This is a genomic window from Mycobacterium cookii (assembly GCF_010727945.1).
GTDB lineage: Bacteria > Actinomycetota > Actinomycetes > Mycobacteriales > Mycobacteriaceae > Mycobacterium > Mycobacterium cookii.
Map to the genome: position 1 here is coordinate 2918629 of NZ_AP022569.1, position 13492 is coordinate 2932120.

Annotated in this window: 13 protein-coding genes; 10 read left to right on the forward strand and 3 right to left on the reverse strand. The window is 66.8% G+C overall.

Annotation, left to right across the window (positions count from 1 at the left end; all coding sequences use genetic code 11):
* Positions 1–39 precede the first annotated feature (39 nt).
* Entirely contained in the window at positions 40–1470 is a 1431-nt protein-coding gene (gene radA / locus G6N27_RS13850; protein ID WP_163776850.1) for a DNA repair protein RadA, read from the forward strand.
* On the forward strand, positions 1470–2582 hold the full coding sequence (disA, locus tag G6N27_RS13855) for a DNA integrity scanning diadenylate cyclase DisA (RefSeq protein ID WP_163776851.1): 1113 nt from the start codon (positions 1470–1472) through the stop codon (positions 2580–2582). Before radA ends, disA begins: the two co-directional genes overlap by 1 nt.
* A gap of 2 nt (positions 2583–2584) precedes the next feature.
* On the opposite strand, the gene G6N27_RS13860 is transcribed toward disA, so the two are convergent.
* Positions 2585–3373 carry a hypothetical protein gene (locus G6N27_RS13860; protein ID WP_179963287.1) on the reverse strand — a complete coding sequence of 263 codons (789 nt, stop codon included), beginning with the start codon at positions 3371–3373 and terminating at the stop codon, positions 2585–2587.
* 212 nt (positions 3374–3585) lie between these two features.
* Between G6N27_RS13860 and G6N27_RS13865 the strand changes: the two genes are divergently transcribed.
* From G6N27_RS13865 to G6N27_RS13895, 7 genes are all read left to right on the forward strand, one after another.
* A complete protein-coding gene (locus tag G6N27_RS13865; protein WP_163776853.1) occupies positions 3586–3927 on the forward strand; it encodes an ArsR/SmtB family transcription factor in 342 nt (113 codons plus the stop codon).
* Positions 3928–3931: 4 nt separating this feature from the next.
* Positions 3932–4411 (forward strand): NADH-quinone oxidoreductase subunit B family protein, encoded by a 480-nt coding sequence (locus G6N27_RS13870; RefSeq protein ID WP_163776854.1) that lies wholly within the window; start codon positions 3932–3934, stop codon positions 4409–4411.
* Positions 4408–6378 (forward strand): proton-conducting transporter transmembrane domain-containing protein, encoded by a 1971-nt coding sequence (locus tag G6N27_RS13875; RefSeq protein WP_456320140.1) that lies wholly within the window; start codon positions 4408–4410, stop codon positions 6376–6378. Before G6N27_RS13870 ends, G6N27_RS13875 begins: the two co-directional genes overlap by 4 nt.
* Positions 6379–6383: 5 nt before the next feature.
* Entirely contained in the window at positions 6384–7331 is a 948-nt protein-coding gene (locus G6N27_RS13880) for a respiratory chain complex I subunit 1 family protein (protein WP_163781779.1), read from the forward strand.
* Between the two features lie 85 nt (positions 7332–7416).
* Complete coding sequence (locus G6N27_RS13885; RefSeq protein ID WP_163776856.1) at positions 7417–8079, forward strand: hypothetical protein; 663 nt, start codon at positions 7417–7419, stop codon at positions 8077–8079.
* A complete protein-coding gene (locus G6N27_RS13890) occupies positions 8079–9548 on the forward strand; it encodes a proton-conducting transporter transmembrane domain-containing protein (RefSeq protein ID WP_163776857.1) in 1470 nt (489 codons plus the stop codon). The genes G6N27_RS13885 and G6N27_RS13890 overlap by 1 nt, the downstream gene beginning before the upstream one ends.
* Positions 9549–9595: 47 nt before the next feature.
* Entirely contained in the window at positions 9596–11035 is a 1440-nt protein-coding gene (locus tag G6N27_RS13895) for a hydrogenase large subunit (RefSeq protein ID WP_163776858.1), read from the forward strand.
* A gap of 116 nt (positions 11036–11151) precedes the next feature.
* Here the strand turns inward: G6N27_RS13895 and G6N27_RS13900 are convergent, their stop codons facing one another.
* A complete protein-coding gene (locus G6N27_RS13900; RefSeq protein ID WP_163776859.1) occupies positions 11152–11787 on the reverse strand; it encodes a carbonic anhydrase in 636 nt (211 codons plus the stop codon).
* Between G6N27_RS13900 and G6N27_RS13905 the strand changes: the two genes are divergently transcribed.
* Positions 11786–12694 (forward strand): A/G-specific adenine glycosylase, encoded by a 909-nt coding sequence (locus tag G6N27_RS13905; protein ID WP_163776860.1) that lies wholly within the window; start codon positions 11786–11788, stop codon positions 12692–12694. The two genes, G6N27_RS13900 and G6N27_RS13905, sit on opposite strands and share 2 nt — an antisense overlap.
* Here G6N27_RS13905 and G6N27_RS13910 read toward each other — a convergent pair.
* Positions 12691–13449, reverse strand: coding sequence for an alpha/beta fold hydrolase (locus G6N27_RS13910; protein WP_163776861.1), 759 nt, complete (start codon positions 13447–13449; stop codon positions 12691–12693). The genes G6N27_RS13905 and G6N27_RS13910 overlap by 4 nt on opposite strands.
* Between the last annotated feature and the right edge of the window lie 43 nt (positions 13450–13492).

The following is a 13492-nucleotide window of genomic DNA, read 5'->3' on the forward strand; positions in this document are numbered from 1 at the left end:
CTCCCCTGATCTGTCGGACCATCCGGATACCGTCACCGGGTGGCCAAGGCACGTTCGCAGTACCGCTGTTCGGAGTGCCGCCACGTCACCGCGAAATGGGTCGGCCGCTGCCTGGAGTGCGGCACCTGGGGTTCGGTCGACGAGGTGGCCGTGCTCAGCGCCGTGCGGGGCAGCACTCGCGCCGTCGTCAGCCCGTCCTCAGCCGCGGTACCGATCACCTCGATCGAGGCCGACGGAACCCGGCACTGCCCCACCGGCATCGACGAACTCGACCGGGTGCTGGGCGGCGGCGTGGTGCCGGGCTCGGTGACGCTGCTCGCGGGTGACCCGGGGGTGGGTAAGTCCACGTTGCTACTCAAGGTTGCTCATCAGTGGGCGGCGTCGGGGCGGCGGGCGCTGTACGTGTCGGGTGAGGAGTCGCGCGGCCAGATTCGGATGCGCGCCGACCGGACCGGTTGCAGCGACGACGAGCTTTATCTGGCCGCCGAGTCGGATCTTCATGCGGTGCTTGGCCACATCGAGGCGGTGCAGCCCACCCTGGTAGTCGTCGACTCGGTGCAGACCATGTGCAGCACCGACACCGACGGCGTCACCGGCGGTGTCACGCAGGTCCGGGCCGTCACCGCCGCGCTGACCGCCGCGGCGAAAACCACTGGCGTGCCGCTGATCCTGGTCGGTCACGTCACCAAGGACGGGGCGATCGCCGGCCCTCGGTCGCTCGAGCATCTCGTCGACGTGGTGCTGCATTTCGAGGGTGATCGCAATTCGCTGCTGCGCATGGTTCGCGGCGTGAAGAATCGCTTCGGAGCGGCCGACGAAGTCGGTTGTTTTCTGTTGCAGGACAGCGGGATTGAAGGCGTTGCCGACGCGTCCGGGCTGTTTCTGGATCAGCGGCCGCAGCCGGTGTCGGGTACCGCGATCACCGTGACGCTCGACGGCAAGCGCCCGCTGGTCGGCGAGATCCAAGCGTTGCTGGCCGAGCCGTCGGGCAGCTCGCCGCGCCGCGCGGTCAGCGGCATCGACCACGCCCGGGCCGCGATGATCGCAGCGGTGCTGGAAAAGCACGCCCGGCTGAAAATCGCCGTCAACGACGTGTACCTGTCGACCGTGGGCGGTATGCGTCTGACCGACCCGTCGTCGGATCTGGCGGTTGCCGCAGCGCTGGCGTCGGCCTACGTGGATCTGCCGATGCCGGCGACGGCGGTGATGATCGGCGAAGTCGGATTGGCCGGAGATCTGCGGCGGGTCGGCGGCATGGAGCGGCGGCTGGCCGAGGCCGCCCGGCAGGGCTTCACCACCGCGCTGGTCCCGTCGGGTACCGACGCGGTGCCACCGGGCCTGCGGGTGTTGCAGGCGCCCACCATCGTCGCCGCGCTGGAGCACATGCTCAACCTCGGCGAGCACCGCAGCAAAGCTCCGACCCGACCACATCGACTGGACGCGCCGCCGACGGAGCACAATGACTGGTGATGAGTACGGGGAAATCGAACACGAACGGATCGGCGCAGCCGGCACGTCCCACCCTGCGTGAAGCGGTGGCCCGGCTGGCGCCGGGAACCGCCCTGCGCGACGGCCTGGAACGCATCCTGCGCGGCCGGACCGGCGCCCTGATAGTCCTGGGCTACGACGACAGTGTCGAGGCCATCTGCGACGGCGGCTTCTCGCTCGACGTCCGGTACGCGCCGACCCGGCTGCGAGAACTCTGCAAGATGGACGGAGCGGTCGTGCTGTCCACCGACGGCAGCCGGATTCTGCGGGCCAACGTGCAGCTGGTGCCCGATCCGTCGATACCCACCGACGAATCCGGGACCCGGCACCGATCGGCCGAGCGGGCCGCCAGCCAGGTCGGCTATCCGGTGATCTCAGTCAGCCACTCGATGAGCATCGTGACCGTCTACCTCAGCGGTGAGCGCCACGTGCTGGCCGACTCGTCGACCATCTTGTCGCGGGCCAATCAGGCCATCGCGACGCTGGAACGGTACAAGGCCCGGCTCGACGAGGTCAGCAGGCAGCTGTCGCGGGCGGAGATCGAGGACTTCGTGGCGCTGCGCGACGTGATGACGGTGGTGCAGCGGCTCGAGCTGGTCCGCCGGATCGGCGTGGAACTCGACAACGAGGTCGTCGAACTGGGCACCGACGGACGCCAGCTGCGGCTGCAGCTCGAAGAACTGCTCGGCGGCAACGACGCGTCGCGGGAGTTGATCGTGCGCGACTACCACGCCAACCCCGAGCCACTGTCCAAGGCCGAGCTCGCGGTCACACTCGAGGAGCTGGACGCGATGTCCGACGCCGAGCTGCTCGACTTCACCACGATGGCAAAGGTTTTCGGCTATCCGCCGACGGCGGAGGCCCAGGACTCGGCGGTCAGCTCGCGCGGCTACCGCGCCATGTCGGAGATCCCACGGCTGCAGTTCGCCCACGCCGACCGGCTGGTCCGCGAGTTCGGCTCGCTGCAGGGCCTGCTGGCGGCCAGCGCCGGCGACCTGGAGGCCGTCGAAGGGATCGGCGAAATCTGGGCCCGCCATGTGCGCGAGGGCCTCTCGCAATTGGCGGAGTCGACGATCGCCGACCCGCTCAGCTAGCCCTAGCCGCCGGGGGCGGGTGCCGGGCCGGGCAGTGGTCCGGGGGCCGGCGGGCCGGGCACTCCCGGTAGCTGCGGAGGCGCGGCGCCCGGAGCCAGCGGCGGCGCCAGGATGAACGGCACCGCCAGCGAACGTAGATTCCCCAGTTGCACGACGAGGTTGTAGGTGCCGGGCCCGATCGCCGGCCGCGGCAGCGGGCAATGTGGCGCCGAGCCCATACCGGTCCAGGTCACCGCGGTGGTCACCTGTTCGCCCGGCGCGAATGTCTTGACCAGGGTTTCGTTGGACGGCGCGCAGTCCAGGTTCGACCAGAGCCGCTTGTTGTCCAGCGAGTAGACGTAGGCGGCCAGCACCGCGGCGCCGACGTCGCGCTTGCAGGCCACCAGCCCGATGTTCGTCACGACCATGACGAACTTCGGCTGGTCGCCGATCGCGTACTGGGGCAGGTTGGTCAGACCCTTGACGGCCAGCGTGGAGTCGGGGCAGTCGTCGCCTTCTTTGAGAATCGGCGGCGGCTGCACGGCGGCCGTCGGCGTCTCGGCGGGCTGGTCGGGGTTCTCCCCTGCCGGCGGCTCGACCTGCGTCTTGACCTCAGGTCCCGGATTCTGCTGGCCTTGTGCGGCAGGCTTTTTGGCGGGGCCGGAGCTGTTGGCGCCGGCGCTGCTGCTCAACACGGCGACGATGATCGCGACGACGACGGCGACCACGACGACCGCGAGGCCGATCGCCAATCCCCGGCGTCGCCAGTAGATCTCCGGCGGTAGCGGCCCCCGTGGTTCCAGATCCAGCACATTCACACGGTAAGCCCAGGTCACGTCGACTCGGGCGACATAACTCGGCGTGTCGCCCATTCAGCTGACGTGTCGATCGTGCTGCGCCGCGCACTGCCGCCTGGTCAAACGAGGTATCCGGCCGAACTCAGCACCCGGGCGCCGACTGATCAACTATTTGATAAAATTTTCAATCAATCGATTGCAGGAACTAAGAAGCCTTCGGGAGGACAGTGGATTCGCAGCCGCTTTACAAGCTCAAAGGCGAGTTCTTCAAGACGCTCGGTCATCCGGCACGCGTCAGGATCTTGGAATTGCTGGCGGTGCACGACCAATCGGTGGGTGAGCTGGCGTTGGAGGTCGGGATCGAGTTGTCCAATTTGTCGCAGCAATTAGGGGTGCTGCGACGGGCGGGTGTGGTCAACGCTCGTAAGGACGGCAACAACGTGATCTATTCGATTGCGTCCCCAGACATCGCGGAGTTGCTCGCCGTGGCACGCAAGGTGTTGACGCGAATGCTGAGCGATCGGGTCGCCGTCTTGGACGACCTGCGCGCCGGCGGATCGTCGGAATAGCACGATGGGCTGGATCCGCAAGATCCTCCTGGTTGGCCGCGTCGTTGAGCCGGCAGACGCGAGGCCGAAACCATCGGTGAAACCACCTACGGGAATCCGCGGAACGCTGTCGATCCGCCACGTCGATGCAGGTTCGTGCAACGGCTGCGAGGTGGAGATCTCGGGCGCATTCGGGCCGGTGTACGACGCCGAAAGGTTCGGGACTCGGTTGGTGGCCTCACCCCGGCACGCCGACGCGCTGCTGGTGACCGGCGTTGTGACGCGCAATATGGTTGAGCCGCTGCGAAATACGCTAGATGCGACTCCGCGGCCGCGGGTGGTGATCGCGTGCGGGGACTGCGCGCTGAACCGAGGTGTTTTCGGGGACGCGTACGGCGTGGTCGGCGCGGTGGGTGAAGTGGTGCCTGTCGACGTTGAGATTCCGGGATGTCCGCCCACACCCAGTGACATCGTCGCGGGCTTGCGATCGGTGACGGGAAAGTGACAGCGACCCTGTCATCGGCCTCGGGTCGTGCGCCAGACATACTGCGTCACAACGATTTCGGATCTGCTCTGGCCGGAGCGCTGACGTCTCTTGTCGGAGTGGTCGGACTTTTGACAGGCATCGCTGGGTTGTTTGGCGCGATGCGGTCGGTGCACCTCGGCTGGCTGCTGCCGTTGTCAGGAGTTTGGCTCGAACTCGATCCGCTTGGTGGCTTCTTCGTGGCGATCACTAGTGCCGTCGCGATTCCGGTGGGCATCTATTCGATCGGCTACGCGCGGCACATGAGCTCAGTAGCACGGGCAGTGCTGCCGCTGTTCGTCGCAGCGATGCTTCTGGTTCCCGCCGCGGGGTCGGTCACGTCCTTCCTCCTCGCGTGGGAGCTGATGGCAATCGCGTCGCTGGTGCTTGTGCTGTCTGATCACGATTCCCCCGAAGTGCGTTCGGCCGGCCTGCTGTACGCGGTGATGACGCAGCTCGGATTTGTGGCGATCTTGGTCGGGCTGATGCTGCTGTCGGCCGCTGGTCACGCGGACCGGCTCACACAACTGACTCGGGTGCCCGAAAGCACACGCACCGCCGTATTTTTGCTCACTGTTGCAGGCTTCGGCTCGAAAGCGGGCTTGCTGCCGCTGCACGCGTGGCTCCCGCGCGCCCATCCGGAGGCGCCGAGTCCCGTGTCGGCGTTGATGAGCGCGGCGATGGTCAATATGGGTGTCTACGGCATCGTCCGGTTCGACCTGCAGCTGCTTGGTCCGGGTCCGCGTTCGTGGGGGCTGGTTCTGTTGATCATCGGCGGATTGTCCGCGCTCTACGGAGTTCTACAGGCCTGTGTCGCAACCGATCTCAAGCGGCTGCTGGCCTATTCGACGAGCGAGAACATGGGGCTGATCACGCTGGCGCTGGGTGCGGCCACGCTATTTGCCGGCTCCGGCATGCGGGCGGCCGCGACCGTCGCGATGACCGCAGCGATGCTGCACCTGGCTGCACATGCGGCATTCAAGTGCCTTGGTTTCCTCGGCGCGGGATCCGTTCTGGCGACCACCGGGCTGAGAAACCTAGACCTACTCGGGGGATTGGCCCGTCGGATGCCCGTGACCACGGCGCTGTTCGGGATCGCCGCCCTCGGAGCGTCGGGGCTGCCGATGGGGGCCGGTTTTGTCGGCGAATGGCTGCTGGTCCAATCGCTGATTCACACCACGCCCGGCCACCAAACTCTCGTCGCGCTCGCGACGCCGTTGGCGGTCGGCGTAGTCGCGCTGACCACGGGCCTGGGTGTTGCTGCGATGGTCAAGGCATTCGGCATCGGATTCCTCGCCCGGCCACGTTCATCGGCTGCCAGTGACGCGCGTGAGGCACCGGCCAGCATGCTCGCAGGCATGACAATTGCCGCGCTCGCATGCCTGCTGTTGGCGGTGGTACCCGTGGTGGTAGCGCCCGCGCTGCGAAGGGTGCTGGAGGTGTTGCCCGCGACCGCACAGAGTGAGTTCACCGGCCTCGGGACGATGGTGCGCCTGCCTGGACTGCAGGGATCGATCGCCCCCGGCGTGATCGCCGCAGGCCTGGCAGTGGCTGTGATAGCGGTCGTCGTGTTAACGCACTGGCGCTCGCGCCATCGCCCTGAGTCGGCCACCCTGCCGCTATGGGCCTGCGGCGCCGAGGATCTCACCCCGCGGATGCAGTACACCGCGACATCGTTCGCCGAGCCGCTGCAACGGGTGTTCCACGACGTCTTGCGTCTGGACACCGACATCGAGATCACGCCTCACGAGGAGTCGCGTTACTTGGCCTTGCACGTCGCCTACCGGGCCAGGATCGTCGACGCGTTCGAAGAGTGGCTCTATAAGCCAGTGATTCGCCTGGTAACGATGGCCGCCACGGTGGTGCAACGCGTTCACACCGGAAGCGTTCACGTCTACCTCGCATACGGTGCACTGAGCGTGTTGATCATGCTGGTGGTAGCCAGATGAACGAGATGTCCTATCTCGCAAGCACCGTGCAGCTTCTCGCGGTCACAATTGGCGCTCCGCTCGTAATCGGCGTGACCCGGCAGGTACGGGCACGCTTCGAAGGCCGAGCCGGTGGCGGGGTGCTGCAGCCGTGGCGCGACTTACGCAAACTGCTTGGCAAACAACAGATCAGACCGCTGGGCACGACGGTGGTGTTCGCGGCGGCACCGGTAGTTGTCGCGGGCACGATGGTGCTGATCGCCGTCATCGCGCCCTTAATTGCGACGGGTTCCCCGCTGGATTCGAGCGCCGACCTGTTCGCTGTCGTGGGTCTGCTGTTTCTGGGTACTGTCGCGTCGACGCTGGCCGGCATTGACACCGGCACATCATTCGGCGGCATGGGCGCAAGCCGCGAGATCACCATTGCGGCACTGGTTGAACCCACGATCCTGCTGGCGGTCTTTGCGCTCTCAATTCCGGCGGGATCAGCGAATCTCGGTGCGCTGGTTGCTAATACGCTCGGACACCCCGGCCACGTGGTGTCGGTGGCCGGCGTGCTCGCATTGGCCGCCCTGGTGATCGTCATCATCGCCGAAACCGGGCGGTTGCCTGTTGACAACCCGGCCACGCACCTCGAGCTGACCATGGTGCATGAAGCGATGGTGCTCGAGTACGCCGGTCCACGGCTGGCGCTGGTCGAGTGGGCCGCCGCGATGCGGCTCACGATTCTGCTGGCGCTGCTGGCGAATCTGTTCATGCCGTGGGGAATCGCGGGCCTGCGCCCGGGCGGCGTGGATGTCGCGATCGGCCTTGCAGCGATCGTCGTCAAGGTGGCGGTGCTGGCGGTGCTGCTCGCGACGGCCGAGGTATTCATGGCGAAACTGCGGCTATTCCGGGTGCCCGAACTGCTCGCCGGCTCATTTCTGCTCGCCCTGCTGTCGGTGACAGCCGCGAACTTCTTCTCTGGGGTGTGAGGAGATCGATGACCCACACCGATGACGATGCAGGGCGAAGCGATGAGGTGGGCGCATTCCCCGCTTGTGGGGGAGGGCAGTGCACATGAGCGACGCGGACTTTGCGACCCTCATAAGTTTCGCCGCCGGCGGACTGATGCTCACGTCGGTGCTCGTCGTGTGGCGGCGCCGCCTGCGCGCTATCGTGCGCCTGCTGGCGTGTCAGGGCGTCGCGCTGACCGCAATCCCGATCGTGCGCGGGATCCACGACGATGACACTGCGCTGATCCTCATCGGCGTCGCAATACTTGCCCTGCGTACGGCGATCCTGCCGTGGCTGCTGGCCCGAGCGGTGGCCGCCGAGCGACAAGACCAGCGCGAGGCGACACCGTTGGTGAACACCGCCAGTTCGCTGCTGGTCACCGCGCTGCTCACGATCATCGCCCTCGCGGTCTCCCGGCCAGTCGCGGACCTGGAACCAAGCGCCACCGCCGAAGCCGTCCCTGCCGCCTTCGCGGTGGTGTTCATCGCGCTGTTCGTAATGACGACGCGACGTCACGCGGTTTCGCAGGCCGCGGGATTTCTCATGCTGGACAACGGGATTGCCGCGGTCGCATTTCTGCTGACAGCGGGTGTGCCGATGATCGTCGAACTAGGAGCGTCGCTGGATGTGCTGTTCGCGGTGATCGTGATCGGGGTGCTTACTGGCCGACTGCGCCGCACATTCGGCGCTGCCGACCTCGACGCGCTGCGGGAGTTGCACGACTGATGACCGCTCTGCTGCTCGCACCGATCCTTGCCCCCCTCGCCGCGTCGATCGCCAACCTGATCGCGGGGTGGCGACGTGCCACTATGACGCTAGCGCTGCTGTCGGCCGTCACCGTGCTTACCTGCGGGACGGTGCTCGCATTCCGGCTGCACTCGACCACGTACCTCGCGCTGGACGGGTTGCTGCGCGCCGACGCGCTCACCGCAACGATGCTGATCGTCATTGGGGTGGTCGGGACGCTCACCAGCTGGGCGAGCATCGGCTATATCGACGCCGAACTCGCACACGGCCACACCGACGCGCGTGGAGCGCGGTTGTACGGGTTCCTGACGCAGGCATTCCTGGCCGCAATGGTTGTTGCATTGTGCGCCAACAATATTGGTGTGATCTGGGTGGCGATCGAGGCCACCACGATCGCCACCGCCTTCCTGGTCGGCCATCGCCGCACCCGCAGCGCCTTAGAGGCGACATGGAAATACGTCGTGATCTGCTCGGTCGGTATCGCGATGGCCTTCCTCGGCACGGTGCTGTTGTACTTCGCCGCTCGCCACGCCGGCGCCCCCGCCGAAAACGGGTTGAACCTCGATATGCTGGCGGCCCACGCCCGCAGCCTCGATCCTGGCGTCGCGCGTCTGGCCGGTGGACTACTGCTGATCGGATACGGCGCCAAGGCCGGCCTGTTCCCGTTTCACACGTGGCTGGCCGATGCCCACAGCCAGGCGCCTGCGCCGGTCTCCGCGCTCATGAGCGGGGTGTTGCTGTCGGTCGCATTCACAGTGCTGATCCGAATAAAGCCCATAATCGACGCAGCTACCGGACCCGCATTCATGCGCGCCGGACTGCTGGTGGTCGGGTTGGCGACATTGTTGATCGCAGTCCTGATGTTGACCGTCACGCCGGACATCAAACGAATGCTGGCCTATTCGTCGATGGAGAACATGGGCCTGATCGCGATCACGGCCGCTGCCGGGACGACCCTGGCGATAACGGCGCTGCTGCTGCACATACTGGCACATGGCCTCGGCAAAACGGTCCTGTTCCTGGCCGGCGGCCAACTACAAGCCGCACACGATTCGACCGCGATCGCTGACATCACCGGCGTACTGCGGCGCTCGCGGCTTATTGGCGTGTCGTTCGCAGTCGGCCTGATCGTGCTACTGGGCCTGCCACCATTCGCGATATTCGCCAGCGAATTGGCGATTGCCCGCTCGCTGGCGGACGCGCGCCTCGCCTGGGCACTCGCGTCGGCGTTGTTGCTGCTCGCAATCGGCTTCGCCGCGCTGGCACGCAACTCAGGCCGGATGCTGTTAGGCGCCCCAACCACGGCTGACCCCTCGATCACCGTGCCGGTGACCGTCGCTGCAGCATTGTCCGTCGGCATGGCCGCCTCGCTCGCGCTCGGCGTCAGCGCCGGGCCTCTGACAAATCTATTAAGTACTGCCGCAAGGAATGTCGGAGCGATGCCGTGACTCCAAACAGGTTGCGTCACAGCTTATCAGCGTCGGAACTGCCGAGAATGACCGAAGAACTGCTGGCGAACGGTCTCCGTCTCGGACTGGTGGCCGCGCATGACGACGACGACACGCTGCGGATCGTCTACCTTTTCCTCGCCAGCCGGCCCGAACGCAGGATCGAGCTGGAATATCAAGTACCGAAAGATGATCCGGTAATTCCGTCGCTGAGTCACCTGTCCTTTCCGCTGGGCCGGTTCGAGCGGGAAATGGCTGACCTGTACGGAATTCGACCGATCGGCCATCCACAGCCACGCCGTCTGGTGCGCCACGCCCACTGGCCCGAGGATTGGCATCCGATGCGCAACCACGCCGGGCCACCACCGGGTTTCGAGCACACTGGACGGTTCCCGTTTCTCGTTGTGGAAGGACCTGGGGTGTACGAAATCCCCGTCGGGCCCGTTCACGCCGGGTTGATCGAGCCCGGGCACTTCCGCTTCTCCGTCGTCGGCGAGACCGTGCTGCGCCTCAAAGCGCGGCTGTGGTTCGTCCACCGGGGCATCGAGAAACTCTTCGCCGGCCGCGGCGCCGGCGAAGCGGTCGAACTCGCGGAACGCATCAGCGGCGACACGTCAGCCGCGCACGCGCTGGCGCACAGCCTTGCTGTCGAAGACGCCCTCGGAATCGAGTTGCCCGACGCGGCACACCGGATGCGGGCCCTGCTCATCGAACTCGAACGTCTCTACAATCACGCCGCCGATCTCGGTGCACTCGCCAACGACGTCGGCTTCGCCCTGGCCAATGCGCACGCCCAACGCATCCGCGAGCAGCTCCTGCGGCTCAACGCCGAGGTGACCGGGCACCGGCTGCTACGCGGGGCGATCCGACCGGGCGCGGTGACGCTACAAGCCCTGCCCGATGCAGCCAAGCTGCGATCCATCGCGGGTGACCTGGCCGAGGTCGCCACGCTTACCCTCGCGAATACCGTGGTGCACGACCGGTTCACCGGCACCGCGGTTCTCACGTCCGAGGATGCGCGCGCTCTCGGATGCCTGGGGTACGTGGCGCGAGCCAGCGGTGTGCGCACCGACGCACGTCTTGAACACCCCACCACTGCCCTGCCCGTGATTGAGGCCGGAGCGAGCGCCGGTGACGTACTGTCCCGCTACACCGTGCGTCGAGACGAATTCGCAGCGTCTGCTGAGCTTGCCGCACACCTGATTGAATCCCACACCGGCCCAACCGCATACGTCGCTGAGATGCCCTCGACGACCGGCACACGCAGCGGCGTCGGCATCTCAGAAGGATGGCGCGGCACCATCGTGCATCGCGTCGAAATCGACGGAACCCCAGGATCGCAGGCTCGTCTCACCCGCGCCAAAGTCGTCGACCCGTCCTGGTTCAACTGGCCGGCGCTGCCCGTCGCGATCGCAGACACCATCGTTCCCGACTTCCCGCTGGCCAACAAGAGCTTCAACCAGTCCTATGCCGGCAACGACTTATGAAGCCATCTGGACATCGGATCGCGTTGAGCTTTAAACCCGCCTGACAAACAACCCGTCGCGAATCTGAAACTCCAGTACCTGCACACCACGGCCCTCTTCGCGCCGCGACGTCCGGTCTACGACTCCCGTGGCGGCTCGTCTCCGACATCGCCGATCACGTTGCGCAGCGCCACTTTGCCGTCCGCCAGGTGATAGGTGGCGCCCACGATCGCCAGCTCGCCGGCGGCGACCTTCTCGGCGATCGTCGTGGAGCGCGACACCAGCTGGGTGCCGGTCTCGACCACGTGGCGCGCCTCGAATTCGTCCGGCCGTTTCAGACCTTCGCGGCGGCCCAGCAGGATCGACGGAGTCACCCGCTCGACCACGTCGCGCACATACCCACCGGGCAGCACGCCATCGTCGAGGGCGGTCAGCGTGGCCTTCACCGCGCCGCAGCTGTCGTGGCCGAGGATCACGATCAGGGGCACGCCGAGCACAGCGACCGCGAACTCGATCGAGCCCAGCACCGCGGAGTCGATCACATGCCCGGCGGTCCGGACCACGAACATGTCACCCAGGCCCTGATCGAAGATCAGCTCGGCGGCCACCCGGCTGTCGCCACAGCCGAACAGCGCCACTGTCGGCTTCTGCCCCGCGGCCAGGCTGGCCCGATGCTCGACACTTTGGCTCGGGTGCTCGGGCTGGCCGGTGACGAACCGCTCGTTACCCTCTTTGAGTGACTTCCAGGCGCTCACCGGATTCGTATTAGGCATGGCGCATATTCTGCCGCACGGGGCGTCGAAGTCCCTTTTAACGCCGCATGAACTTCTCGACTGGTACGAGCTGAGCCGGCGCGACCTGCCGTGGCGGAATCCCGAGGTGACACCGTGGCAGATCCTGGTCAGCGAGTTCATGCTGCAGCAGACGCCGGTGTCGCGGGTGGTGCCGATTTGGTTGGACTGGGTCGCGCGGTGGCCGACGCCATCGGCCACGGCGGCGGCCGGGCCGGGCGAGATCGTGCGGGCCTGGGGGAAGCTGGGTTACCCGCGGCGCGCCAAACGCCTGCACGAGTGCGCGACCGTGATCGCCCGCGACCACGACGACGTCGTTCCCGACGATGTCGAGGTTCTGCTGACGCTGCCCGGGATCGGCGCCTACACCGCACGGGCGGTGGCGTGCTTCGCCTACCAGCAGGCGGTGCCGGTGGTGGACACCAACGTGCGCCGCGTCGTGGCCCGGGTCGTCCACGGCCGGGCCGACGCGGCCTCGGCCGCTACCGTCCGCGATCACGCGGACGTCGCCGCGTTGCTGCCCGATGACGATTCGGCACACCGGTTTTCAGCGGCGCTCATGGAGCTGGGTGCGACGGTGTGCACCGCGCGTTCGCCGCGGTGCGGGCTGTGCCCGCTCAGCGTGTGCCAGTGGCGGCAGGCCGGCTTTCCGCCCGCGGACGGCCCGGCGCGTAAACCGCAGGGCTACGCCGGCACCGACCGGCAGGTCCGAGGCCGGCTGATGGATGTGTTGCGGGCCAACGAGCTACCGGTCACCCGTGCCCAGCTCGACGTAGCGTGGACGACCGACGTCGTGCAACGGGACCGGGCGCTGGACTCGCTGCTCGCCGACGGCCTGGTGACCAAGACCAGCGACGGCCGGTTCGCGTTGCTCGGCGAAGAGGGCTAACGCGCTGCCAGGAACGCTTCCACCGCCTGGCGATACACCTGCGGCGCCTCGTCGTGCACCAGGTGGCCGGCATCGGCGACACGCAAATATTTTGCCTGATAACCGGTTTCGTGCATCGCGCACATCTGACCGGCCGGAGTGACCGAGTTGCCTGCCTCGACGAGCAGCACCGGTGCGCGCACCGCACGCCACTGCGTCCAGTAGTCGCGGGTTCCCCATTCGGCGGCGATCTCGATCCATCGAGAGGTGTGGCCGTGCAACCGCCATCCCGTCGCGGTCCGGTCGAAGGCGTCCAGAAAGTACTGCCCGGCTATCGGTCCGAATTCGGCGAAAAGCTGTTCAGCAGAACCGAATTCGACCGGCAGTTGATGCAGCCACGGCTCCCACGGGCCGGTGGTGCGCCCGCGGAAATCCGGTGCCATGTCCTCGACGACCAGCGCGGAGACCAGTTCGGGATGTTCGGCGGCCAAGCACCAGGAGTGCAGCCCGCCCATCGAATGCCCAACCAGCCGGACCGGCGCCCCGAGCGCCGCGACCGCGTCACCCAGGTCAGCGACGAAACGCTCGGTGCTGATCGGGTGCGGGTCGGGGATGTCACGGCCGCGGTGCCACGGCGCGTCGTAGGTGTAGACGGCGCCCAGCCGGGTCAGCCACGGCAGCTGACGCGACCAGGTGGTACCGCGACCCATCAGGCCGTGCACCAGAACCACCGGCTCGCCCTGTCCACCACGATGGGTCAGCAGATCAGCGGACATGTGCCTATCTTTGCGCGGACGGCCTCCGTTTGATGAACGGCTC

What these genes read in the sequence shown, in the direction of transcription:
- G6N27_RS13905 (WP_163776860.1), top strand. Translation starts at nt 11,786, where the DNA reads ATGGCGCATATTCTGCCGCACGGGGCGTCGAAGTCCCTTTTAACGCCG.
- G6N27_RS13910 (WP_163776861.1), bottom strand. Translation starts at nt 13,449, where the DNA reads ATGTCCGCTGATCTGCTGACCCATCGTGGTGGACAGGGCGAGCCGGTG.
- G6N27_RS13895 (WP_163776858.1), top strand. Translation starts at nt 9,596, where the DNA reads ATGACCGAAGAACTGCTGGCGAACGGTCTCCGTCTCGGACTGGTGGCC.
- G6N27_RS13890 (WP_163776857.1), top strand. Translation starts at nt 8,079, where the DNA reads ATGACCGCTCTGCTGCTCGCACCGATCCTTGCCCCCCTCGCCGCGTCG.
- G6N27_RS13880 (WP_163781779.1), top strand. Translation starts at nt 6,384, where the DNA reads ATGTCCTATCTCGCAAGCACCGTGCAGCTTCTCGCGGTCACAATTGGC.
- G6N27_RS13900 (WP_163776859.1), bottom strand. Translation starts at nt 11,787, where the DNA reads ATGCCTAATACGAATCCGGTGAGCGCCTGGAAGTCACTCAAAGAGGGT.
- G6N27_RS13885 (WP_163776856.1), top strand. Translation starts at nt 7,417, where the DNA reads ATGAGCGACGCGGACTTTGCGACCCTCATAAGTTTCGCCGCCGGCGGA.
- disA (WP_163776851.1), top strand. Translation starts at nt 1,470, where the DNA reads ATGAGTACGGGGAAATCGAACACGAACGGATCGGCGCAGCCGGCACGT.
- G6N27_RS13870 (WP_163776854.1), top strand. Translation starts at nt 3,932, where the DNA reads ATGGGCTGGATCCGCAAGATCCTCCTGGTTGGCCGCGTCGTTGAGCCG.